Raw genomic sequence first — 22,457 nt, 5'->3', positions numbered from 1 at the left:
AGGCAGATGGGACTTTTAAAAGCATTATTTCTGATTCAAATCCTCAGGCCTGTTTAGATTTAAGAACAAATCGGGAAACTTTTGAAGCACAGACGAAACATCAACAAACCGAACGGGTATTTCCCGAATAACCTTTTGCAATTTTAAATCTCCGTGCTTGATCTTTTCTTCTAAAAACCCGCTGAGCTCTTTATTGTACAACGCCGCCATAGGTTCTACACCATTATCGTGTTTAGGAATAATTGCCTGTGCATCCTCCTTTTTGGCAAGCAGAAACTGAAAAAGCTGGCTGTTTAGGTTTGGAGTATCACAGCTAACGACAATATTCCAATCAGTTTTCGAAGCACTTAAAGCAGCGTGCAAACCTCCAATCGGCCCACAACCCGGATAAACATCAGTCACAACAGGTAACTCAAATTGATCATAGCCTGATTGATTGGCACTAATGAGCATGTGTGAACAAAGCGGCCTCAACAAATCAATGGCATATTCAATTAACCTTTTGCCCTGGTAGTCAACCAAGGCCTTATCCTGTCCCATTCTCGAACTTTTCCCTCCTGCCAATATAATGCCGGTTAGCGCCATAAATTGTTTTGAAAAATATTACTCAAAATTGTCGATTTTTTATTTGAGAAAAAATAAAAATGTTATATTTGCACCCGCTTTGGCAATCAAAGCAAACATGGTGGTTGTAGTTCAGTTGGTTAGAACGCCGGATTGTGGTTCCGGAGGTCGTGGGTTCAAATCCCATCATCCACCCAACAAAAAAACTCCGTTGGATACAGCGGAGTTTTTTTTTACTCATATACTCCCCAACTCCAGGGCAAATTCTCCAGCAACAAATTAAATCCAAAATCTCAACCAGATCCGCACGTTGTTGCTTTCTCGATCAGTTTTCGTTTTCAAATACCAGATATCATTCGCATCCTAAATAAATTCTCGCCCGTATAAAGTCTCTGGCTTTATACGGGATTATCTATAGCTAGCATTGGATATTTTAAAACATTAGTGTCCGGTAGATTTTACCGGACATTTCAAGGTAGATTAAGATTATCAGGAAATAATATGTTTTGCATTTCTCTGAAAAACGTTGGCAATGCGACAACGATAAATTAAAATGGTTAATCTTTTTTAGATTCCTTCGATATTGTGAAAAGAAATTCGGAGCCCTCGCCGAGTTTAGATTTTACCCAAATTTCACCACCAAACATTTCAACAATACTTTGCGAAATACTTAATCCTAAACCTGTTCCCCTGTACATCACCTTTTTGTCCTCTATTTTAATAAAGCGGTTAAATATTTTGGACTGGTGCGCTTCAGGAATACCAATACCCGTATCTCTCACAAAGAACAGGATATGATCGGCCTTGTCTGCAAAGCCAAACGAAATTTCTCCTTGTCTGCAAAATTTGATGGCATTGCTTATCAGGTTACTCAACACCTGTTTAATCCTGTACTGATCTGAAAACAGAATCACTTCACCAGTATGTTCACTTAAATTTGAAAAAACCAGCTTAACCTTCCTCCCGTGCTGTTGCTCAACCTCATTTTTAAAAGTACTGAACAAACCGGACATCAGCTCATTAACGCCAAAATTCTCTTTTTTAACGGTGAGCTGTTTGGCTTCAATTTTCGAAAGATCAAGAATATCATCAATGAGTTTAAGCAACATAGTTGAATTAGAAGTGACCATATCGATGTACTGCCTTCGGGTTGACTGATCCAGCTCATCATCTTCCAGAAGTGAAGAAAACCCACAAATAGCATTTAAAGGCGTCCTTATTTCGTGTGACATGTTTGCCAGAAACGACGATTTCAGTTCTTCGGATTCTTCTGCCCTACGCATTGCAAGTTCCAGTTCACGTGTCCGCTCACGTACATTATTTTCAAGTTCGGCATGATGCACCTCTATTTTCTTTTTCTGCCCGCCAATTATCCGGTTTTTTTTCGACAATTCTTCAACTGCATTTCTTAAGTCGCGGGTTCGTTCACTCACCAATCGCTTTAATTCAGCCTGTCTCCTTTTTATTTTTGTTGACTGGTACTTATAGATAAAGAAAATCAACCCAATAACAACGAAGCCCATCAAAAAACGGAACCAGTTTTTTTGATAAAATGGTGGTTGAATTACGATACGGATTTTCGGTGTTACAGATGACCATATCCCATATTCATTTAGTGTTTTAACCTTAAAAGTATAATCACCTGGCTTGAGATCACTGTAGGAAACAAAGTTTCTGTTCCCCGAATTATTCCACTGCAGGTCGGCACCTTCAAGCTTATAAAAATAATTATGGCGGTACGGGTTTTTGTAATCCAGCTGGATAAAATCGAAACTGATGTAATTCTGATCGTGCGAAAGTTTCAGCTCTTCCTGGTAAAGTACATCCTGCACCATACTTTTCCCGTATACCAGCAAATTTGAAATCATAACCTTCGGTTCGACATCCACATGATTGACTTCGTCCGGATAAAAAATATTGAATCCGTCATTACCTCCAAACAACATTTCTCCGGTTGGGAAATGGCAAACAGCCCCCGGTTCAACGATATTGCTCTTTAAACCCACTTCGCTGTTAAAGTTCACGAAGTGTTCGGTTTCGGGATTAAACTTTGATATGCCGTTATGCGTACCGATCCATAAATTGTTTGAACGGTCTTCTCTGATGCTCATGATCAGCGGAGAAGGTAACCCGCTTGCAACATCGTAATAAGAAAAGCGACCGGTATTTGGGTCGTATTTATTTAAGCCGCCTACCTTGGTACCTATCCAGACATTCTTTTTCGAATCTTCATACAGGCACCGTACCATACTGCTGTTAACACTGGTATGTAATGGCAAATTCCCGGTGTAATGACGGAAATAATCCGATTTCGTATCGAAAACAAACAGGCCATTGTTACGTGTTGAAACCCACATTCGCCCATCGGATGCCTGAATGATGGAATAGATATTGAGCAGGTCATTTTGAAACAGAATAGAATCGCCCTGATCATTGTGACGCACCAGCTTATTTAATTGATTATCGATATAAAAAAGCCCCTTAACAGTACCAACCCAGATTGTACCTTCTTCATCCTGAAACATCGTATTGATTGACAGTGCACTAATCTGACTGAAGGAGTTATCAGTCTTGTTGATGAATTGCAGCCCACGATCGGTACCAACCCACAACACGCCACTTCTGTCGCGAAATAATGCCTGTACCCTCATGGATAGCAACGAACTGCTGTTTGATGGGTTGGTTGTGTAATTAATTATGGTATCGTTGTTCAGGTCGCATTTAAACAATCCGTTTAACTTAGACCCAACCCAGCATACTTCTCCATCATCCAGAAACGAATAAATATAAACTGAGTTTATATTCTTGAGCAACTTGTATTTTTCCGGCCACTTTCTAAACAAGTTGATCCGCTCATTCATCTGGAATAATCCGCTAAACTTCGTTCCTACCCAAATAACGCCATCGCGGTCATTAAAAACATACTGAATGTGATTACTTTGAAGAGCTCCTATTTTTCCAGGTTCTGCTTTGATAAACTTATAGCTCTCATTATTGGTATTAATAACCAATATCCCTTTCGTGTAGGTGCTGACCCATAACAAAGAATCATCAATACATTGAATGCTGTTAATACCTTCTTCCCTGTATTTTGATGAATCAGCCGCGTTGTAATGCCACTGGTCGAACCGTTGTTTTTTTAAATCGAAGCGCTGAAGTCCACGATGCGTTCCTAACCATAATCTCCCTTGCGAATCAATTTCAAAAGCCTGTACAAGTTTGTTGATCAGATTATTATTTGCGCCCCATCTGTTCAAGATGCCCTCTTCAACAGAAAACTTAAACATACCCTGATTCGTGCCCAGATAAAAAGTGCCTTCGGGATATTCAATAATCTTATATACCGAAAATTGCCCTTCGAGAGCATCACCACCACTCACATTCAAAAAGCTTTGAAATGTTTCTTCATCTTCATTCAATAAAGCGAGGCCATTTCCGGTGCCAATCCAGATACGTTGTTTTGAATCAATAAAAATGGTGTTACATTTATTATGCGGCAGGCTTGCTCTATCTCCGGGGTGAACATGAAACTGTTTAAAGGATAATGTTTCCCTGTCGAACATGCTTAAACCATTATCGGTTGCAAACCATAAGTTATTTGATTTGCTTTCGACAATGTGGTTCACAAAATTATTTGAAATTGAAGTTGAATCATCAGGAATATTTTTAAACGTCGTAAATACCTGGCCGTCATAACGGCAAACACCTGAACCTTCAACTGATATCCACATGATACCTGAGTGATCCTGAATCTGGTATATCATATTATTGCCGGGCAAACCGTCTTCATAATCGATTTGCCTGAAAAAAACTGAATCATTAGCTGATTGATTAGTACCAATACATACTTGTTGTATGCAAAGCATTAATGCCACCAATAACAGTTTCTGAAAAAAATCGCCTTCCTCAACCTTTGCTAAACTCCTCATAATGTGAAGTTAAAAAAATTCCAGCGGTAAATATAAAAAATTATTGTGATAAGCCGTTAAGATACCACTCATCAATGAACCTGTAGTATTAAAAACCAGACGAATACATTGGATGGTAGGATAGGAATCAGAATGAACAAAGAAAACTTTACACAACGGTTGATCCGGCGTTTTCGCAAGCCATTTCTTTCCACCTCGGCCAACATCAGCAGCGAACCATCACCCGTCAATTTCAACGACATCTCAAACGACATCAAAGCGCAGGTCGGTTACTTTGTACAATATAGGCAGGATGAATTAAATAGCTAAAAGCTTACAACAAATGGTTAATGCGTCAAACATCGGGGTGATGACATCTCGGTCCGGCCTAATTTTTCGTATTTTTACACTCAAAATAGATAACATGAAACCACTATTGCTTGCCTCGCTCATTCTAATGCTGTTTACTGGCTGTCAAACTTCAGAAAAAGAAGTCTATCTCTTCTCTTATTTTCAGGACAATGGACAAGACGGGCTTCATCTGGCATACAGTTACGATGGGTACAATTACACTGCGTTGAACGACAATAAATCATTTTTAACACCGACTGTTGCTGAAGACAAACTCATGCGCGACCCATGCATTATTCAGGGGTCTGGCGGGAAATTTCATATGGTTTGGACCGTGAGTTGGAACGACCGGGGGATTGGCTATGCGTGGTCCGAAGATTTAATTCACTGGTCGGAGCAACAATTTATTCCGGTGATGCAAGATGAGCCTGATGCGCTGAATTGCTGGGCTCCCGAACTTATTTATGATGAAAAAAGTAATCAATACATGATCTACTGGGCAACAACCATTCCCGGACGATTTGCAGCAGGTGAAGGATTGGGTGATTCGAAATACAACCATCGAATGTACTATACAACAACCAACGATTTTGTCCACTTCAGCGACACAAAACTTCTTTATGACGAAGGATTTAATGTAATAGATGCTGTTATTAAGAATATTGATGGTGCGTATTACATGTTTCTCAAGGACGAAACAAAAAACCCGGCGAAAAAACATATCCGGATTGCTAAAAGCGATCAACTAACCGAAGGTTATCAGTTAATTAGCGATCCCATCAGTCCCGACTGGGTTGAAGGACCAACGGTTACCAGGATCGGTGATAGCTGGGTCGTTTTCTATGATGAATATACCCGCCATTACATGGGAGCTGTGCGTAGTACCGATTTAAAAAACTGGGAAGTGATTAACGATCAAATCAATTTCCCTGAAGGAACACGGCATGGAACTGTTTTTAAGGCTCCGGAAAGTGTCCTGAATAAACTACTTGAAATTCATTAACCGGAATTCAAAAAAGCAGGCTTCAAAAAACCTGCTTTTTTCTAAAAAAAAGCGAATTCGTTAAAATCCGCTTTCCATCCGAAAAGATTGATAATTTCGAATTGATTGATTGATTGATTGATTGAACTAACTGAGTAAAGCCTTCACTTTGTCAGCAATATCTTTTCCGTCGGCTTGTCCGGCCAACTGCTTTGATGCCATTCCCATAACCTTGCCCATGTCTTTCATGCTGGTTGCTCCTACCGAGTCGATGATGGTTTTAATATTCGCTTCCAGCATCTCATCGCTCATTTTCTCGGGCAAGTATGTTTCCAACACTTCCACTTGTTTCATCTCTTGCTGATACAAGTCATCGCGCCCTTGCTCTTTATAAATAGTGGCCGAATCACGACCTTGCTTGGCCAATTTCTGAATCGCTTTTACGGCATCCTGATCATCCAAATCTCCAGATGCACCTTTTGCTGTTTTGGCTTCCAAAAGCACTTTTTTAACGGCCCGTAGTGCTTCAAGTTTTTCCTTCTCGCGTGCCTTCATGGCCGCTTTTATATCTTCATTAATTTGATCAAATACACTCATGATATTTTTAGTTTCAAGTTTTTAGTTTCGAGTTTCAAATAGTTGACAGTCGCAGTGATCAGGTTTCATGTTCTAAATTTCACTTCCGACTTCCCTTTCCCTGCTCTCTTAATCTACTTTATCGTGCAGATAGGAATTGTTGTCGCGCAACTTTGTGTTGTCATCATCATCGGGTGATAAAGAAAAACGCGACAATTTTTCTTCAAACTTCTTTTTCATACTCTGAATATTAACCTTCTTGCGTCGGTAAGCCGGAATATTTTCCAGTTCGTCAACTTCCTCATCACTCGAAATAGAATAATCCAGTTTTACTGAGTATTCTTTCTCCGGATCAGCAGATGAACTTGATTTTCGGTACAACTCATCAAATTCATCGCCCGGCTTGTTTACCTCAAACTCAATCGATTGTTGATTTTGACTTGTAACAGAACGACTCGAATCTCCGGTGAATGGAACTCGTGCCTCCGGCTTCGGACGAGGAGGTGCGGTTGGCTGAGGATCATCAACCAGTGTATGGTAGGTTTTTTCCACTTTCCGGGCAGCCATCATTTCCGGTATGCTGCTTACGCTAAACCCTGTTGCAATTACGGTTACTGAAATTTCGTTGCCCAACGTCTCATCAACACCATTACCCCAAATCAGATCGGCATCGTGCCCTGCCTTAGCCTGAATATAGTCCGTAATCTCACCAATCTCATCCATGGTTACTTCTTCACTTCCGGAAGTAATATTCAGCAATATATTTCGTGCACCATTAATATCGTTATTATTCAGCAAGGGAGAATTCATGGCTTCTTCAACCGCTTTGAGCGCGCGATTTTCACCTTCAGCTTTTGCCGATCCCATAATGGCCACGCCACTGCTTCGCATAACAGTCTCAACATCGGCAAAGTCAACATTGATATAACCCGGGACCGTGATAATTTCGGCAATGCCTTTCGCTGCAGTGGTTAACACATTATCAGCCTTCGCAAACGCCTCCGAGATTTTAAAATCACCATACATTTCACGAATCCGTTCGTTGTTGATCACCAAAAGCGAATCAACGTGAGTCTCCATCTCTGCAATACCATCAATGGCCTGTTTGATACGCCGGCGACCTTCGTTGCGAAATGGAAGCGTAACAATACCGACTGTTAAAATATCAAGCTCGCGGCATGCTTCCGCAATTACAGGAGCTGCACCTGTTCCGGTTCCGCCACCCATTCCAGCAGTAATAAACACCATCTTGGTATTCGATTGCAATGTTCTTTTGACATCTTCAATATTTTCGATGGCTGCTTCACGCCCAATCTGAGGTTTATTTCCGGCTCCCCGTCCTTCAGTGAGTGAAGCTCCAAGTTGTATTTTCAGTGGCACCAGGCTGTTTTTCAAAGCCTGCTCATCCGTATTGCAGAGCATAAAACCTACATCTTTTATTCCTTGCTCATACATGTGGTTAACCGCATTTCCACCGCCGCCTCCAACTCCAATCACTTTAATAATTGCATCGGAAGATTTATCTTGATCGAAATTCACCATATCACTTGACATACACTTTTCTCTTTTTATTAATTATCCATTTCTTCATCCTGATCGTCGAAAAAACGATTAAACTGGCGCTGAAACCAGCTATCCGTATTCCCATTTTCCCGAGCTTCTTCAGAGACCAACTCGCGCTTTTTTTGCTTTTTTGGATTACGCGACTGGTTTGTTTTCTTAGCCACTTGCTGTGGTTGCTTTTTCATTTCATCTTCAAAAATCCTGGAAAAGTCGTCTTCATCATCTTCCAGGTTAATATCTACTGGTTGATCTTCAAGAATAACTTCCTCTTTGGGCTCTTCCTTTTGAAGTAAGCTATTGGGATTTTTATCAAATCGGGTCGCAATTAAGGTTACGCTGACTTTCGTTCCAAGTCGCTTATCCAAACTGTTACCCCAAATAATATTGGCATCCTGACCTGCTTTTTCCTGCAAAAACTCAATGATATCGCCAATCTCGCCCATTCGGATTTCCTCTTCACCCGACGTAATATTCAGCAAAATATCTTTTGTACCTTTGATGTCGTTGCTATCCAATAAGGGCGATTCCAGTGCTTTAATCACCGCATCCATCGCTCGGCCGTCACCTTCAGAAATACCAGTTCCCATGATGAATACCTCACTCTTCGCCATCACAGTCTCAACATCGGCATAATCAATATTGATATTTCCGTGCAGGGTAATAATTTCAGCAACGCCTTTTACCGCAGTTCCCAAAATATTGTCCGCCTTTTTAAAGGCTTGCGAAGCAGGCAAATCGCCATAAATTTTGTGCAGCTTCTCATTACTGATCACCAGCAAACTATCTACGTGCTCCTTGAGCTTATCGACACCTTCCAGTGCTTGTTGAAACCGGCGCTTCCCCTCGGCTGGCGACGGGATGGTAACAACTGCAATGGTCAGAATATCCAGTTCGCGCGCTAATCCGGCAATTACCGGAGCAGCACCTGTTCCTGTTCCTCCCCCCATTCCTGCTGTAATAAACAACATTTTGGTGGTTCCATCCAGCACAGTTCGAATATCTTCGAGATTTTCAATGGCAGCCTGCTCTCCCTGAGCCGGTAAATTACCTGCTCCACGACCTTCAGTAAGGGTTACCCCTAATTGAATTTTCACGGGCACAGCACTCCCCCTCAATGCCTGAGCATCAGTATTGCAAATCATGAAATCAACACCTGTTATACCTTCTTCAAGCATGTGGTTAACTGCATTGCAGCCACCACCGCCTACCCCAATCACCTTGATGATTGATGATTTTGTCTCTTGAAAACCGAAGTTTAATATGTCCTCATTCATATTCGAGGATTAATTGTTTACTAAAACATTTCCGTATCCTGATCTTCGTCGAAGAACAGCGTAACCTGACGAGCTACCTCATTTTTCATTTTTGATAAAAAGCCAGGTTGTGTTGAGCGCGTTTTCTTTCCCTTTCTATTTTTGAAAGAGTTCCTGGTCGCCTCCGAATCCTCTGATTCATTCAGAGCAATGAGCAGTAAGCCCAGGACAGTTGCATTTCGAGGATCTTCCAATTCCTTCCACTGCTCACCAGCTTTCATCCGTGGAATGCCTTTACGAACATCCAAGCCGGTCTGAAACTTGATTAGCTGGCTCAGGTTAGGGAGTAAAGCACACCCCCCTGTGAGCACAATTCCAGCTCCTACTTTATCCATATAGCCCGATTTTTCAATTTGAAAGAAAAAAGCTTCTATAATTTCCTCCATCCGGGCCTGGATGATAAAAGCCAGGTTTTTAAATGAAATTTCTTTGGGTTCCCATCCGGAAATTCCGGGTATGGTAACCACTTTATCTTCAGGGGCAAAATCACCCATCGCCTCACCAAACTGTACTTTCAGCGATTCGGCCTGACGGGCTAAAATGGTGCATCCCTCTTTTATATCGTGTGTTATCACGTTTCCTCCAAACGGAATGAGCGATGAGTAGCACAAAACACCATCGTGGTAAATTGCCATTTTTGTGGTACCTCCGCCAATGTCGAGCATGACGACACCGGCTTCCTTCTCATCTTCAGAAAGCAGTATTTCGGACGAAGCCAAAGGATCGATCACCATTTTTCGGACTGTGATTCCAGCACGCTCGAAGCAAAGCTGTAGGTTATCTTCGTACAATTGGGGGGCAACCAAAAGTTTGAAGTCCGCTTCCAATCTTTCACCCGTCATTCCAACCGGATTTGGAATACCTGCCTCATTGTCGATTGTAAACAACTGTGGCGACGTATGGTATATCTTATACGCTTCAGGTAGTTCAACATTTTTCACCTGTTGAAACATGGCATCAACATCTTCCTCAGAAACAATCCGGCTTTCGTTAATGTATTGTTCGCCACGCTTAGTAAATGTTTTTAGTTGTTGCCCGACAATATTGACATACACTTCCTCAATGTCTCCTTCGAACATATCTTCAGCCTGACGAATAGCCTCGTGAATGGAAGAAAAAGCTTCGCCGATATTTAACACCACGCCGCGCTTCACCCCCATGGAACAAGATTTTCCGTATCCCAGAATTTCGATCGTTCCTTCTCTATCCTTGCGACCAGCCACCACAACCACTTTGGTTGTGCCGACGTCAACTGCCGCTACTATTTTTTCGCTTTTGCCCATAAGCTTCATTTTTTTGTACACACCACCTGATTCCTATATTTCAAGTTTATTTTTGAATAGTATTCCCATCCTACCTTCGAAAATGCCTGATCGTATAAAGCTCTCAGGTTTCGAAATTTAATCTGAAAATCAACCGTTTTCCCCAGCTCAATAATTTGATCGCCCACTAAGGGCGCCATGATCACATCTCCCTGCCTGTTGACCTGCAATTGCTCAATCTGAGCGTTCCAAAATTCGTCGCTCCGAATAAACTTGACCATGGGTAATAATTCTTCTCTGGCATATTTCTCACTAACATCACCATTTACCAAAAGCACCTGAGTAGCCACTCCCTGGTTGGCAGGAATCCGAACCCCCTCATCATCAAGATAAAAGTTTTCCTTATCATTAATCACCCGCAAAATTGGCTGACGCTGCTTAACTTCAACCATTAGACGACCTTTAAAGTCCATGTCCTCACCGGTCACCCTGCGGTAAATTTCAATATTTTTTATGGCTGTCACTTTTCGAAGTTCAGCCTCCAACCTTTCCGTATTAATGCTATCCAAGCGGGTGTTTAGCAAGTTCCCTCCTGCCTTTTTAACAAGAGCTGCAATCTCCTCCTCGTCAATAAACCGCGGGGAGTCCTTGTCAATGACTACCACAATCTCATCACAATGAACCTTCGCCAACTTGCTGGTTGAAAATGCCATGGTGACTACCACAAAGGCAACCAACAAACCAAAAAATGCTATTTTTACAATTGACTTAAACATGTTCAGTTTCCATTAGCTTTTTCTTAACCGGTTCAACCAAAGTGTCAATATCACCTGCTCCCATCATTAAGATCACTCCCGGATCAAATTTCGCTGCCAATTCCGGTAACGATTGCTTCGTAGCCAGCTGTTTATTTTTATTTTGAATCTGATCAAAAATCAGGCTCGAAGTAACTCCCGCCATCGGTTTCTCTCGTGCCGGATAAATATCCAGTAAAACGATATTATCCAACCGATCTAATTCTCTTGCAAAGCCATCAGCAAAATCATTTGTCCGGCTATATAAATGAGGTTGAAAAACACCCGTCACCTTGCGACCTACATACATGTCGCGCACCGAAGTGATGGTCGCTTTCAATTCTTCCGGATGATGTGCGTAATCGTCAATCAACACAAATTGCTCGCTTCGATATTGAATATCAAACCGTCGTTTCACCCCTTGATAAGCAGCCAGAGCAACCATCAATTCTTCGGAATTTACTCCGGCGAGCAATGCCAACGACGAAGCAGCAATGGCATTCTCCACATTCATCAATCCCGGATAATTCAGGTGCATGCCTTCAATTTTACCCTTCGGATGAACCAAATCGAATTGGTAAGCTTCTCCAACTAACTGTATGTTTTCAGCATAAAAATCAGCTTGCTCATTCAACGAATAGGTGTAATGTTTTATATTCTTGTTTCTGGCTTTATCTATTAGCAATCCCTTTTTAGCAACAACTGCTCCCTCGCTTTTCACCTGACTTGCAAAGGCGTTGAAAGAATCAACGATAGCTTCTTCACTTCCATAGATGTCCAGGTGATCGGCATCCATTGATGTAATTACTGCCAGATTGGGGAACAAGCGTAAGAAAGAACGATCAAACTCATCGGCTTCAGCAACTACCCAATCGCTATCTGAGCTCAGTAATAAATTGCTCCGGTAGTTTTTCGATATCCCTCCCAGAAAAGCAGTACATCCTACAGCAGAAGTATAAAGAATATGAGCCAACATGGTTGACACGGAAGTTTTTCCATGTGTTCCGGCAACCGCACAACAGCTCAACTCGTTGCAAATCATCCCCAGTACTTCCGACCGTTTTTTCATTGGGAAACCATTCGACTCCACAACTACTCGTTCGCCTAAATCATTGGGTACTGCCGGAGTAAAGACCACGAGACAGTTGCCCTTTTTCAGGTGACCTGTCAACCACTCAGGCCGATCATCAAAATGAATATCAATTCCCTCTGATTGCAATTCACGCGTCAAAGTAGTTTCCGTTCGGTCATAACCGGACACCTCATACCCGGCATGCTTAAAGTAGCGCGCCAAAGCACTCATCCCGATTCCTCCGATTCCGAGAAAATAAACCTGCGTGATATTTGCTAATCCAATCATAAATCCTTCACTTCATTTAAAATGACGTTCACAATGTCGGCTGTTGCATTTGGCCGGGCCATTTGCTTGCTGTTTTTCGATAACTCTGCTAATTTCTCTTTATCCTTAATAAGCTCAAAGGCTGTTGGGAATAAATTCTTTACCGCGTCTGAATCCTTCACCATCACGGCCGCGTTATTATCCACCAGTGCCATCGCATTTTTGGTTTGATGATCTTCTGCCACATTCGGAGAAGGCACCAGTATTGAAGGCTTGCCCAGTAAACATATTTCAGAAATGGTCGCAGCTCCTGCTCTTGAAATAACCAAATCAGCTACAGCAAAAGCTTTATCCATATGAGCTAAAAACTGATGCAATTGTATATTCTCCCGAAGTTTTCCGTTCAATCGTTCTAGAATAGCATTGTGGTAAACTTTACCCGACTGCCAAATAACCTGAACACCAGAGTGATCGACAAAATCCATATTATCAAGGATGCTTTCGTTTAATGTTTTGGCACCCAAACTACCCCCCAGCATTAAAACAACCGGCATATTTCCTTTTAACCCAAGCAACTTCAAGGCCTCCTTCTTGTCCACTTTCTCCAACAAATTCTGCCGTATCGGATTTCCTGTTACAACCAATTTATCTTGAGGAAAATATTTCTCCATTCCCTGATAAGCCACACAAATTTTGCGAGCCGACTTTGCCAACAGTTTATTTGTTACACCGGCATAGGAGTTCTGTTCCTGAATAACCGTGGGAATGCCTTTCTGGTTAGCCGCTTTTAACAACGGTCCACTTGCATATCCTCCCACTCCAATGGCAATATCGGGTTTAAAATTCCGAACGATCTTACGTGCTTCGAACATACTCTTATTCAGCAACCACAAAAACTTGAACATCTTTAGAGAAAACTTCCGGGGCATACCGATTACCGGGAGTCCATATATTGGATATCCAGCAATTGGCACACGTTCCATTTCCATTCTTCCTAAAGCTCCAACAAATAAAATATCAACTTCAGGAACACGAGCTTTAATCTCGTTGGCAATGGATAAGGCCGGAAATAAATGTCCCCCGGTTCCTCCGCCGCTAATGATAACTTTTAATTTTGTCATGTTACAATTCCTCGTCTTCGTCCGGCATATCGACTACAACCGGTGGTTCAATAACTTGATTTTTACGCTGATTGTGATAACTAACAGATAAAATGGCTCCAAATGAAACTGCCGTAAAAAGCATTGAAGTACCGCCCATACTCACCCATGGCAGTGGTTGCCCGGTAACAGGTGCCGCTCCAACCGAAACCGCCATATTGATGACCGCCTGGAATACGAGCAGCAAAACTAGTCCTGCGGTTAAGAATGCAGGGTAAGTCCGTTTAGATCGCCTGACAATAACAACACCTCGATACAACAGGATGAGATAGAGTAAAGCGACAAAAAAACCTCCTACAATTCCATACTCTTCAATAATTATGGCATATATAAAATCATTATACGCAGCCTCCATATAGTTGCTCACCTCACTCCTTCCGGGCCCTTTTCCGAATGTTCCTCCTTCATAGATTGCTAACTTGGCGTAATCGGCCTGAGTTGTTCCCAACTCTGCATCATCATCACCCGATACAAAATCATCAATCCGCTCTTTGAAGGTATGAACACGTCCGGCCCATTCAGGAAGATAGTCAGCCGTCGAATATACTAACACCAACAATAGCACTCCTGTTGCGAATGTGAGGAATAAAAATTTAATTGGAATTCGTGCAATCAACATCAGCACCATAATGCTGACAAAAATGAGAGCTGAAGTAGAAATATCGCCGTAAAAAATAATACCACAAACAACACCACTCACACCCATCACCCACAAAAAAGCCTTTTTCAAATCCTCTTTCGTTTTCTGACGTTTGGCCAATACTTTTGCCACAAACATCACTAAAGAAATCTTCGCCAACTCAGCGGGTTGAAAACTCAAAAAGCCCAAATCAAGCGAACGCGGTGTTGGTTTAGAAGGTGTTAGTTTATACTGAACGATGGCAGCCAGCAAGGCGCCGATTGTTATCATCAAAAGTAGTGGTGCAATGTAGGTGTAGAACTTAACAGGTATCACATTAACAAGGAAGGTCATGACCCCAAAACCAAGCAATAGGAAGACAAGCTGCCTGATTAGGTAATAACCGGTATTGCCACCTGCCTCGCGGTAGGCCAAACGCCCCGTGGCGCTGTATACAATCAACAATGAGATGAGTGATAAAAATACCAACACCACCCAAAGTATCCGGTCTCCTTTTAATATTTTACCTATTGAAAAATCCATTCTTCTTTCTTTACAAAATCATCTCAATCCTAAAAAAACTACAACTCGCGTACGGCCATTTTAAACTGGCGCCCACGATCTTCATAATTATCAAACAAGTCGAAACTTGCACATGCAGGCGATAACAAAACGGTTTCTCCATCCTTAGCGAGGTAATAGGCTGACCGAACCGCATCTTTCATATCTTGCGTTTCAATTATATCCGGTACGATATCGACAAAGGCTTCCTTAATCTTTCGATTGTCGGTCCCAAGACAAATGATCGCTTTCACTTTATCTTTCACCAAGTCTTTCAGGGCATCGTAATCGTTGCCTTTGTCAACCCCTCCGGCAATCCACACAATGGGCTTGCTTAAACTCTCCAGTGCATACCAGGTCGAATTCACATTGGTTGCCTTTGAATCGTTGATAAACTCGATTCCATGAACGCGCAGAAAGCGCTCCAAACGATGCTCTACCCCTTTGAAATCAGAAAGACTCTCTCTGATTTTTTCGTTCCTGATATTCAACACCATCCCGGTCAACCCCGCTGCCATGGAGTTGTAGGTGTTGTGTCTTCCCTGTAATGCGATATCAAAAATGGACATATTGAATGATTTTTGTTTCCAATTGATTAATAGTTCTTCCCCTTTTATTCCTGCTCCATTTTCCGGAGTCTCTGTCCAACCAAATGGCAAGCAAATAGCTGGTATATTTCTTTTCTCTATTTCTTTTTGAATGATTGGATCGTCAGCACCATAGATGAAATAATCCTCCTCAGTTTGGTTTTGCAGAATGCGAAATTTTGAGTCCACATAGTTTTGCAACTGATAATCATATCGATCTAAATGATCTGGCGTGATATTGAGCAAAACTGCTACGTTCGCTTTAAACTCATACATGCCATCCAACTGAAAGCTGCTTAACTCAATGACGTAGTAGTCAAAATCTCTTTCAGCAACCTGCCACGCGAGGCTTTGTCCAACATTTCCAGCCAACCCAACATTAAAACCCGCTTCTTTTAGCAGATGATAAGTCATCATGGTTGTGGTTGTTTTGCCATTGCTCCCGGTAATACAAATTGTTTTAGCCTCGGTGTATCTTCCTGCAAATTCGATTTCTGAAATCACCGGAATTTCCATTTCTCTTAATCTCAGAACCAGTGGAACTTTATCCGGCACACCGGGACTCTTTATCACCAAATCGGCGTTTACAATTTGTTCTTCTGAATGCTTGCCCTCTTCATAAAGAATATCAGACTTTGTTAGAACGTCTTTGTATTTATCTTGTACTTTTCCGGCATCAGTAACGAACACCTCAAAGCCTTGTTTCTTTGCTAAAATTGCAGCACCAACGCCACTCTCCCCTGCTCCTATAATCACTGCACGTTTCGCCACAACTACCTCATTTTAAGCGTCACAATGGTCAACACGGCCAATATAATTCCCACAATCCAAAAGCGCGTAACAATCTTCGCCTCCGGAATTCCCTTTTTTTGATAGTGATGGTGGATCGGACTCATCAGAAAAACCCGGTGCCCTTCACCATATTTGCGTTTTGTATATTTAAAATAGGCAACCTGAATAATCACCGATAAATTTTCAACCAAAAAGATTCCGCACAACAAAGGAATCAGAATCTCTTTACGGATGATAACTGCAAAAACTGCTAAAATACCACCCAGTGCTAAACTTCCGGTATCGCCCATAAACACCTGTGCCGGGTATGAATTGTACCATAAAAACCCGACTGTTGCACCTATGAATGCCGCAATAAATATCGTCAGTTCTCCAATGTTGGGAATGTACATGATATTCAGGTAATCAGAGTAAATGATGTTACCACTAACGTATGCTAAAATCCCCAAAGTCACCCCGCTAATTGCCGAGGTTCCGGTTGCCAGACCATCGATTCCATCAGTTAAATTGGTGGCATTTGAAACGGCCGTAATAATCAGAATAATGGCCAAAGCGTACACCAGCCAACGCCAGAAATTCCCTGTCTGATTAGCAAATGGCACCAACCAGGCATAGTCAAACTCATGGTTTTTAAAGAATGGAATAGTGGTGCGAGTTGATTTTACATCTTTGGTTATGAACTGCACATCCTGAAGTCCGGATTCAACATCAATTACAATTTCCTTTTTAAAATCGCCACTTTCGTTCAGCACTCTTTCACGTACAACTACGTCTTCAGAAAAATAGAGTGTTGAAGCTACAATAACTCCTAAACTGATTTGGCCCAAAATTTTAAACTTGCCGGCCAAACCTTCTTTATCTTTCAAAAACACTTTGATGTAATCATCAGTAAAGCCAATCAGTCCCAACCAAATTGTTGTAATCAACATCAGCAGGATGTAGATATTGTCGAGCTTAGCAAATAGTAGTGTGGGAATGATAATTGAAGCCAGGATAATCAGTCCCCCCATGGTTGGTGTTCCTTTCTTTTGTATCTGACCTTCCAAGCCTAAGTCTCGGACCTCTTCTCCAATCTGCTTCTGGTGTAGAAAATTGATCAGTTTTCGACCAAATCCCATCGTAATGAACAGCGAGGTAATAATAGCCGCCGCTGAGCGAAATGAGATGTATTGGATCATCCCAATTCCGGGAATATCTAAATATTTCAACCACTCGTACAGTAAATGAATCATCCTTCTGTATTTAGTTTAAATTGAAAATTTCTTTAATAATCTCTTTATCATCGAAATGATGTTTCACCCCGTTGATTTCTTGATAGTCTTCGTGACCTTTGCCAGCAACAAGCACAATATCTCCGGGCTGTGCCAACATGCAAGCCGTGCGAATGGCTTCCTTCCGACTAACGATAGAAAGCACTTTATTTTTCTGGTGAGGCTCAATACCGGTTTCCATATCGGCAATAATTTGCTCCGGCACTTCACTCCGAGGATTGTCTGATGTAAGAATCACTTTATCGCTTTGCAACGCCGCCTCCTGTGCCATCACCGGACGCTTTGTTTTGTCACGGTCTCCACCAGCACCAACAACCGTAATCACCTGCTCGTTGCCCGTTCGGATATCAGTAATTCCATTCAACACATTTTTCAGAGCATCAGGTGTGTGGGCATAATCTACCACAGCATATCTCCCATCAACCGAGCGGAGAATTTCAAACCGTCCGGCAACAGATCTCATCTCGCTAATCACCGGCAGTACACTTTCGACTTCTTCGCCCAATAAAACCGCCGAACCATAAACGGCCATTAAATTGTAAGCATTAAATAGACCCGCGAAATGAGTCCACACTTCCCTGCCATCGACATCCAGTAACATGCCATCAAAATGTTTTTCGAGCACTTTACATTTGAAATCAGCCAAGGATTTTAACCCGTATGTTTTTTTAATTGCTGGTGTATTTTGAAGCATAACCAAGCCGTTTTTCTCATCGGCATTCGTGAGTGCAAATGCTGATTTTGGAAGCTGGTCAAAAAACTTTTTCTTGGCTTTTAAGTATTCAGCAAAAGTTTGATGATAATCCAGATGATCGTGGGTTAGATTTGTAAAGACTCCTCCATCAAACTCAACCCCTGCAATACGATCCTGATGAATAGCATGCGAACTCACCTCCATGAAGCAGTAGTCACAACCTGCATCAACCATTTTTGCCATTATTGCCTGAATTTGCAAGGCATCCGGGGTTGTGTGTGTTGCTGGTAATTCTTCATCTCCCACGTAATATTTTATAGTTGAAATTAAACCAACCTGATACCCCAATTTCTTGAATACTCGATACAGCAAGGTTGCAATGGTTGTCTTGCCATTTGTTCCGGTTACTCCCACAACTTTCAAATTAGATGAAGGATTGCAGTAAAAATTGGCTGCCATGCATCCAAAAACAGAAGCTATATTTTTCATTTTCACCAAAGTAGCCGACCCAGTCTGAACACCGTCAAATCTCTCTGCAATAACTACCTTCGCTCTTTCATTCAACGCACTTCCTATAAATTGGTGTCCATCGACATGGGTGCCGGCTACCGCGACAAAAACATCGCCCTCACTCACTTTCCTGGAATCGAATTGCAATTCGCCTACGTCTACCGAATCGTTCCCTTCGATCACTTCGTATTCCAGTCCTTTCAATATGTCACTCAGCTTCATCATTATCCTAAATCGATATAGATTGTTTGTCCTTCTCTAATTTTATTTCCAGCTTTCAACGATTGTTTTTTGACCCTGCCAATCCCTTTCATTTTCACCTTCAGCCCCGCGTTCTCCAATAAATAAAGCGCATCGCTGCCACCCATTCCGCGAACATCGGGAACCAATCCTTCTGCAACAGCCAATGCTTCTGCACTTAGCTCTTCAGTTCCTTGATTAATCTTGATTAATTTTGAGTCCACCTTCGCCTCCATCGGCAAGTCAAGCTCATTTGCTGTTATTTCAATTTCATCTTTAAAACCGGTTTTCACGATTGGAAGAGCTGCAATTTGATTCATCTCTTTTTCGCGTGGATCCATAAAACTCGCATACACTTTACTCACAATTTCTTTAAATACTGGTCCGGCTACCGATGAACCGTAGTACGTACCCTTAGGTCCTACAATAACCACCACACAAGTATATTGCGGATCGTCAGCCGGAAAATAGCCGGCAAATGAGGCCTGGTAATTTTTACGGCCGCCTTTAGAGTAACCCTCATTATCGTACGCCACCTGCGCTGTACCTGTTTTTCCGGCAATTGCGAAATACGGATTATTCAGTGATTTTCCGGTACCATCAACACATACCCCTTCTAGTAAAGCCTGAGCCTTTTTCAGTGTTTGCTTCGAGCAGATGGAAGGGTTAATCACTTCGGTTTTAAACTCCTTTTCTAAAATACCATTCCGACGCACTTCCTTAACGAACTTCGGTTTCACCATTCGACCATTGTTGGCCACGGCATTGTAAAAAGTAGCTGTTTGCAGCGGTGTTAATTTGATCTCGTAGCCATACGAAATCCAAGCCAGTGAGGGTCCCCACCAAACCTTGTCATCCGGATACTTAATGTAAGGAACACCTTCTCCTGCAAAACCAAGTCCGAGTGGCTTATTTAAACCGAAATTGTAAATCCGGTCGATATAATCTTCTTCGTGCCCCTCGTAATATTTCGTAATTATTTTGGCTACTCCAACGTTCGACGAAAGCTCAAAAATTTCTTTCATGGTCAGCTTGCCGTGCCCTCCATGGTGGTAGTCACTATCATAAATTGTCTGACCACGATAGTCCCATGCTCCGTTTCCTGTGTCAAATACATCAGCCGTATCAACATAACCCTGCTCCATGGCAACCATCATCGACATCAGCTTAAAAGTTGACCCCGGCTCACTGCATCCAGCATGGCCCAACGCAAAGTTGTAAGTTTCAGCATAGGCACCATCTTTACGGCGACCAAGATTGGCAATGGCTTTCACCTCACCCGTTTTAACTTCCATAACGATTGCTGTTCCCCACTCTGCCTGCGAAGTTTCCATCTGACGAAACAATGCATTGTTGGCAAAGTCCTGCAAATTCACATTCAGCGTCGTGACCACATCACTACCATCATTGGGTTCAATAATGGGCACATTAATCCAACGTCCCGAATAGTTGCGTTTAACAGCCTTGCCATTCTCTCCACTGAGGTATCCTTCCATCAATCCTTCGATACCGGAATAGCCGACATTACCATGAATACCTCCAAAAGCTCCTTTGTTTAATGTCCCAATGGTTCGGCTGGCCAACTCGCTGTGCGGCATCACCCGTTCATTCTCTGTCACGACAATCAACCCACTGCCAAAGATGCCCCGGTTCATTGTCGATAAGCGCTTAAATCTTTGAAGTTGATTATAGTTAACTTCTTCCGGATAAATCAAAAACCATCGATTCCCCTGCTTAAAGTCCTTATCCAGTTTTAGTTTGAATTGATATTTTGAAATTCCAAAAAACTCCGCTACCTCCAGTGCAAAAGCATCGGCCTTCTCGTCATAAACTCGTTTAATTCGTGGAGCAGCCAAATCCAATCGTAATTCATATTTTGGCACCGATGTGGCCAGAATACTTCCATCGTCAGCACAAATATTTCCACGCTTGGCTTCAATTTCGGTCGTATTGTTTTTTAAATCCTTGGCGATACCCTTCCATTTATCGGTATCCATATTTTGGATCATGAAGATTTTAGTAACGATGACAATCCCAAAAATTGCCGCCGCAAAGTAAATAAACCCAAAACGGGCTGTTATTTCTTTTCTAATCTCCATTATTCGTTGTCTATTTTTTCAACCTCTATTTTCCGGGCCGGTTCAGCTGGCTCCAACAAGTCCAATCCACTCGACTTTACTTTCGCCACAATTTCCGAAGGCCGGTTCATTTTCATCAACTCAGTCTCATAGGTTACCGACTCTGCTCGCAATTCCTTAATCGAATCCTGCGCGGCCTCCATCTTCCGAATTGTTTTTTCAGACCAATAGCGATTCGAAATCAACAGAATACCCAGAAAAACCAAGAAAAACACAAAAGGCATTTGCTTCACCACCTTTTCGCTGGCCAGCAAGCTACCGCCTAACAAGGACTTCAGTCCGTTTCGGCGATTTTCAGCTTTTCCTGTTATGTTTTTTTCTTCGCTCATACTTTTTTCGCTATTCGCAATTTGGCACTGCGAGCCCTCGGATTTCTATTGATCTCCTCATCAGAAGGAACGATCACCTTTCGGTTAACCGCTTTCAACACCGAGCTTACATTTCCATAAAAGTCTTTCTCTTGTTTGCCTTCAAAATTGCCTGACTTAATAAAGTTTTTTACCAAACGATCCTCTAACGAGTGATAGGTAATTACCACAAGGCGGCCACCTGGCTTTAACAGGCTGGCGCTTTGCTCCAGAAAATCTTTAAGCACGTCCAGTTCCTTATTTGTTTCGATTCGCAAAGCCTGAAAAACCTTCGCCAAATATTTGCTCTCATTCTTTTTTGAAACACAATTGGCAATTACAGCTTTAAACTGATCAATCGTTTTGACCGGACTATTGCGCCGTGCCGCAATCAACTGCGTCACCAACCGATAGGCATTATTGATTTCGCCATACTCCCGAAAGATCTTGAGCAAACCAGCCTCATCGTATTCATTAACAATATCGGCTGCGGTCAATTTGGCATCGCGGTTCATGCGCATATCCAGCTCCCCGGAAAACCGGAAAGAGAAACCACGTTCAGCAACATCAAAATCATGAGAAGAAACACCAAGGTCAGCTAAAATTCCATCCACTTTTTCAACATCATGGTAACGTAAAAAATTGCGGATATATTTGAAATTGTGACGAACAAATATGAAGCGGGAATCATCAAAGGCGTTTGCCGCTGCATCTTCATCCTGATCAAACCCAAACAAGCGACCCTTTTCAATATATTTTAAGATTTCGCGAGAGTGACCACCTCCACCAAAGGTGACATCAACGTAATCGCCATCGTTTTGAATATTTAGCCCTTCGATGCTTTCATTCAATAAAACCGGTATGTGATACGGTTGTTCCATGCAGT

18 protein-coding genes and 1 tRNA gene are annotated in these 22,457 nt (G+C 42.1%); 3 read left to right on the top strand and 16 right to left on the bottom strand.

The features are described from left to right. Window positions 1–24: 24 nt before the first annotated feature. Window positions 25–585, bottom strand: a complete 561-nt coding sequence (gene mobA / locus ACTB00_RS13995) for a molybdenum cofactor guanylyltransferase (protein ID WP_463300542.1) — start codon at window positions 583–585, stop codon at window positions 25–27. A gap of 100 nt (window positions 586–685) precedes the next feature. On the opposite strand from mobA, the gene ACTB00_RS13990 reads away from it, so the two are divergent. After that, a tRNA-His gene (locus ACTB00_RS13990) sits at window positions 686–759 on the top strand. Window positions 760–1,121: 362 nt separating this feature from the next. Here ACTB00_RS13990 and ACTB00_RS13985 read toward each other — a convergent pair. Then, window positions 1,122–4,493 carry a ligand-binding sensor domain-containing protein gene (locus ACTB00_RS13985; protein ID WP_463300541.1) on the bottom strand — a complete coding sequence of 1,124 codons (3,372 nt, stop codon included), beginning with the start codon at window positions 4,491–4,493 and terminating at the stop codon, window positions 1,122–1,124. A gap of 108 nt (window positions 4,494–4,601) precedes the next feature. Here ACTB00_RS13985 and ACTB00_RS13980 point away from each other — a divergent pair, with 108 nt between their 5' ends. Further along, window positions 4,602–4,802, top strand: coding sequence for an L-threonylcarbamoyladenylate synthase (locus ACTB00_RS13980; protein ID WP_463300540.1), 201 nt, complete (start codon window positions 4,602–4,604; stop codon window positions 4,800–4,802). A gap of 94 nt (window positions 4,803–4,896) precedes the next feature. Then, window positions 4,897–5,826 carry a glycoside hydrolase family 43 protein gene (locus ACTB00_RS13975; protein ID WP_463300539.1) on the top strand — a complete coding sequence of 310 codons (930 nt, stop codon included), beginning with the start codon at window positions 4,897–4,899 and terminating at the stop codon, window positions 5,824–5,826. A gap of 126 nt (window positions 5,827–5,952) precedes the next feature. Here the strand turns inward: ACTB00_RS13975 and ACTB00_RS13970 are convergent, their stop codons facing one another. From ACTB00_RS13970 to rsmH, 14 genes are all read right to left on the bottom strand, one after another. After that, window positions 5,953–6,402 carry a GatB/YqeY domain-containing protein gene (locus ACTB00_RS13970; protein WP_463300538.1) on the bottom strand — a complete coding sequence of 150 codons (450 nt, stop codon included), beginning with the start codon at window positions 6,400–6,402 and terminating at the stop codon, window positions 5,953–5,955. Between the two features lie 108 nt (window positions 6,403–6,510). Continuing rightward, entirely contained in the window at window positions 6,511–7,935 is a 1,425-nt protein-coding gene (ftsZ, locus tag ACTB00_RS13965; RefSeq protein ID WP_463300537.1) for a cell division protein FtsZ, read from the bottom strand. Window positions 7,936–7,952: 17 nt separating this feature from the next. Then, window positions 7,953–9,218 (bottom strand): cell division protein FtsZ, encoded by a 1,266-nt coding sequence (ftsZ, locus tag ACTB00_RS13960; protein ID WP_463300536.1) that lies wholly within the window; start codon window positions 9,216–9,218, stop codon window positions 7,953–7,955. Between the two features lie 20 nt (window positions 9,219–9,238). Further along, the gene (gene ftsA / locus ACTB00_RS13955) at window positions 9,239–10,540 is read right to left on the bottom strand and encodes a cell division protein FtsA (RefSeq protein ID WP_463300535.1); all 1,302 of its coding nucleotides are present in this window, start codon (window positions 10,538–10,540) and stop codon (window positions 9,239–9,241) included. Window positions 10,541–10,545: 5 nt separating this feature from the next. After that, window positions 10,546–11,295: a cell division protein FtsQ/DivIB gene (locus ACTB00_RS13950; RefSeq protein WP_463300534.1), complete on the bottom strand. Its 750-nt coding sequence runs from the start codon at window positions 11,293–11,295 to the stop codon at window positions 10,546–10,548. After that, on the bottom strand, window positions 11,288–12,673 hold the full coding sequence (gene murC / locus ACTB00_RS13945) for a UDP-N-acetylmuramate--L-alanine ligase (RefSeq protein WP_463300533.1): 1,386 nt from the start codon (window positions 12,671–12,673) through the stop codon (window positions 11,288–11,290). Before murC ends, ACTB00_RS13950 begins: the two co-directional genes overlap by 8 nt. Beyond that, on the bottom strand, window positions 12,670–13,773 hold the full coding sequence (gene murG, locus ACTB00_RS13940; protein WP_463300532.1) for an undecaprenyldiphospho-muramoylpentapeptide beta-N-acetylglucosaminyltransferase: 1,104 nt from the start codon (window positions 13,771–13,773) through the stop codon (window positions 12,670–12,672). Before murG ends, murC begins: the two co-directional genes overlap by 4 nt. A gap of 1 nt (window position 13,774) precedes the next feature. After that, complete coding sequence (locus ACTB00_RS13935; protein ID WP_463300531.1) at window positions 13,775–14,974, bottom strand: FtsW/RodA/SpoVE family cell cycle protein; 1,200 nt, start codon at window positions 14,972–14,974, stop codon at window positions 13,775–13,777. Window positions 14,975–15,012: 38 nt separating this feature from the next. Further along, window positions 15,013–16,350, bottom strand: a complete 1,338-nt coding sequence (gene murD, locus ACTB00_RS13930) for a UDP-N-acetylmuramoyl-L-alanine--D-glutamate ligase (RefSeq protein WP_463300530.1) — start codon at window positions 16,348–16,350, stop codon at window positions 15,013–15,015. A 2-nt stretch (window positions 16,351–16,352) separates the two neighbouring features. Next, on the bottom strand, window positions 16,353–17,603 hold the full coding sequence (gene mraY, locus ACTB00_RS13925) for a phospho-N-acetylmuramoyl-pentapeptide-transferase (protein WP_463300529.1): 1,251 nt from the start codon (window positions 17,601–17,603) through the stop codon (window positions 16,353–16,355). Window positions 17,604–17,613: 10 nt separating this feature from the next. Continuing rightward, a complete protein-coding gene (locus tag ACTB00_RS13920) occupies window positions 17,614–19,071 on the bottom strand; it encodes a UDP-N-acetylmuramoyl-L-alanyl-D-glutamate--2,6-diaminopimelate ligase (RefSeq protein ID WP_463300528.1) in 1,458 nt (485 codons plus the stop codon). After that, the gene (locus tag ACTB00_RS13915; protein ID WP_463300527.1) at window positions 19,071–21,185 is read right to left on the bottom strand and encodes a penicillin-binding protein; all 2,115 of its coding nucleotides are present in this window, start codon (window positions 21,183–21,185) and stop codon (window positions 19,071–19,073) included. The genes ACTB00_RS13920 and ACTB00_RS13915 overlap by 1 nt, the downstream gene beginning before the upstream one ends. Continuing rightward, a complete protein-coding gene (locus ACTB00_RS13910) occupies window positions 21,185–21,553 on the bottom strand; it encodes an FtsL-like putative cell division protein (protein WP_463300526.1) in 369 nt (122 codons plus the stop codon). The genes ACTB00_RS13915 and ACTB00_RS13910 overlap by 1 nt, the downstream gene beginning before the upstream one ends. Then, the gene (rsmH, locus tag ACTB00_RS13905; RefSeq protein ID WP_463300525.1) at window positions 21,550–22,452 is read right to left on the bottom strand and encodes a 16S rRNA (cytosine(1402)-N(4))-methyltransferase RsmH; all 903 of its coding nucleotides are present in this window, start codon (window positions 22,450–22,452) and stop codon (window positions 21,550–21,552) included. Before rsmH ends, ACTB00_RS13910 begins: the two co-directional genes overlap by 4 nt. Window positions 22,453–22,457: the final 5 nt, after the last annotated feature.

Source organism: Sunxiuqinia sp. (assembly GCF_055140945.1).
This window is presented reverse-complemented; position numbering and strand designations above follow the sequence as displayed.

Coding starts and splice junctions, on each gene's coding strand:
- mobA (WP_463300542.1), bottom strand. CDS start 585: ATGGCGCTAACCGGCATTATATTGGCAGGAGGGAAAAGTTCGAGAATG.
- ACTB00_RS13985 (WP_463300541.1), bottom strand. CDS start 4,493: ATGAGGAGTTTAGCAAAGGTTGAGGAAGGCGATTTTTTTCAGAAACTG.
- ACTB00_RS13975 (WP_463300539.1), top strand. CDS start 4,897: ATGAAACCACTATTGCTTGCCTCGCTCATTCTAATGCTGTTTACTGGC.
- ACTB00_RS13970 (WP_463300538.1), bottom strand. CDS start 6,402: ATGAGTGTATTTGATCAAATTAATGAAGATATAAAAGCGGCCATGAAG.
- ftsZ (WP_463300537.1), bottom strand. CDS start 7,935: ATGTCAAGTGATATGGTGAATTTCGATCAAGATAAATCTTCCGATGCA.
- ftsZ (WP_463300536.1), bottom strand. CDS start 9,218: ATGAATGAGGACATATTAAACTTCGGTTTTCAAGAGACAAAATCATCA.
- ftsA (WP_463300535.1), bottom strand. CDS start 10,540: ATGGGCAAAAGCGAAAAAATAGTAGCGGCAGTTGACGTCGGCACAACC.
- ACTB00_RS13950 (WP_463300534.1), bottom strand. CDS start 11,295: ATGTTTAAGTCAATTGTAAAAATAGCATTTTTTGGTTTGTTGGTTGCC.
- murC (WP_463300533.1), bottom strand. CDS start 12,673: ATGATTGGATTAGCAAATATCACGCAGGTTTATTTTCTCGGAATCGGA.
- murG (WP_463300532.1), bottom strand. CDS start 13,773: ATGACAAAATTAAAAGTTATCATTAGCGGCGGAGGAACCGGGGGACAT.
- ACTB00_RS13935 (WP_463300531.1), bottom strand. CDS start 14,974: ATGGATTTTTCAATAGGTAAAATATTAAAAGGAGACCGGATACTTTGG.
- mraY (WP_463300529.1), bottom strand. CDS start 17,603: ATGATTCATTTACTGTACGAGTGGTTGAAATATTTAGATATTCCCGGA.
- ACTB00_RS13920 (WP_463300528.1), bottom strand. CDS start 19,071: ATGATGAAGCTGAGTGACATATTGAAAGGACTGGAATACGAAGTGATC.
- ACTB00_RS13915 (WP_463300527.1), bottom strand. CDS start 21,185: ATGGAGATTAGAAAAGAAATAACAGCCCGTTTTGGGTTTATTTACTTT.
- ACTB00_RS13910 (WP_463300526.1), bottom strand. CDS start 21,553: ATGAGCGAAGAAAAAAACATAACAGGAAAAGCTGAAAATCGCCGAAAC.
- rsmH (WP_463300525.1), bottom strand. CDS start 22,452: ATGGAACAACCGTATCACATACCGGTTTTATTGAATGAAAGCATCGAA.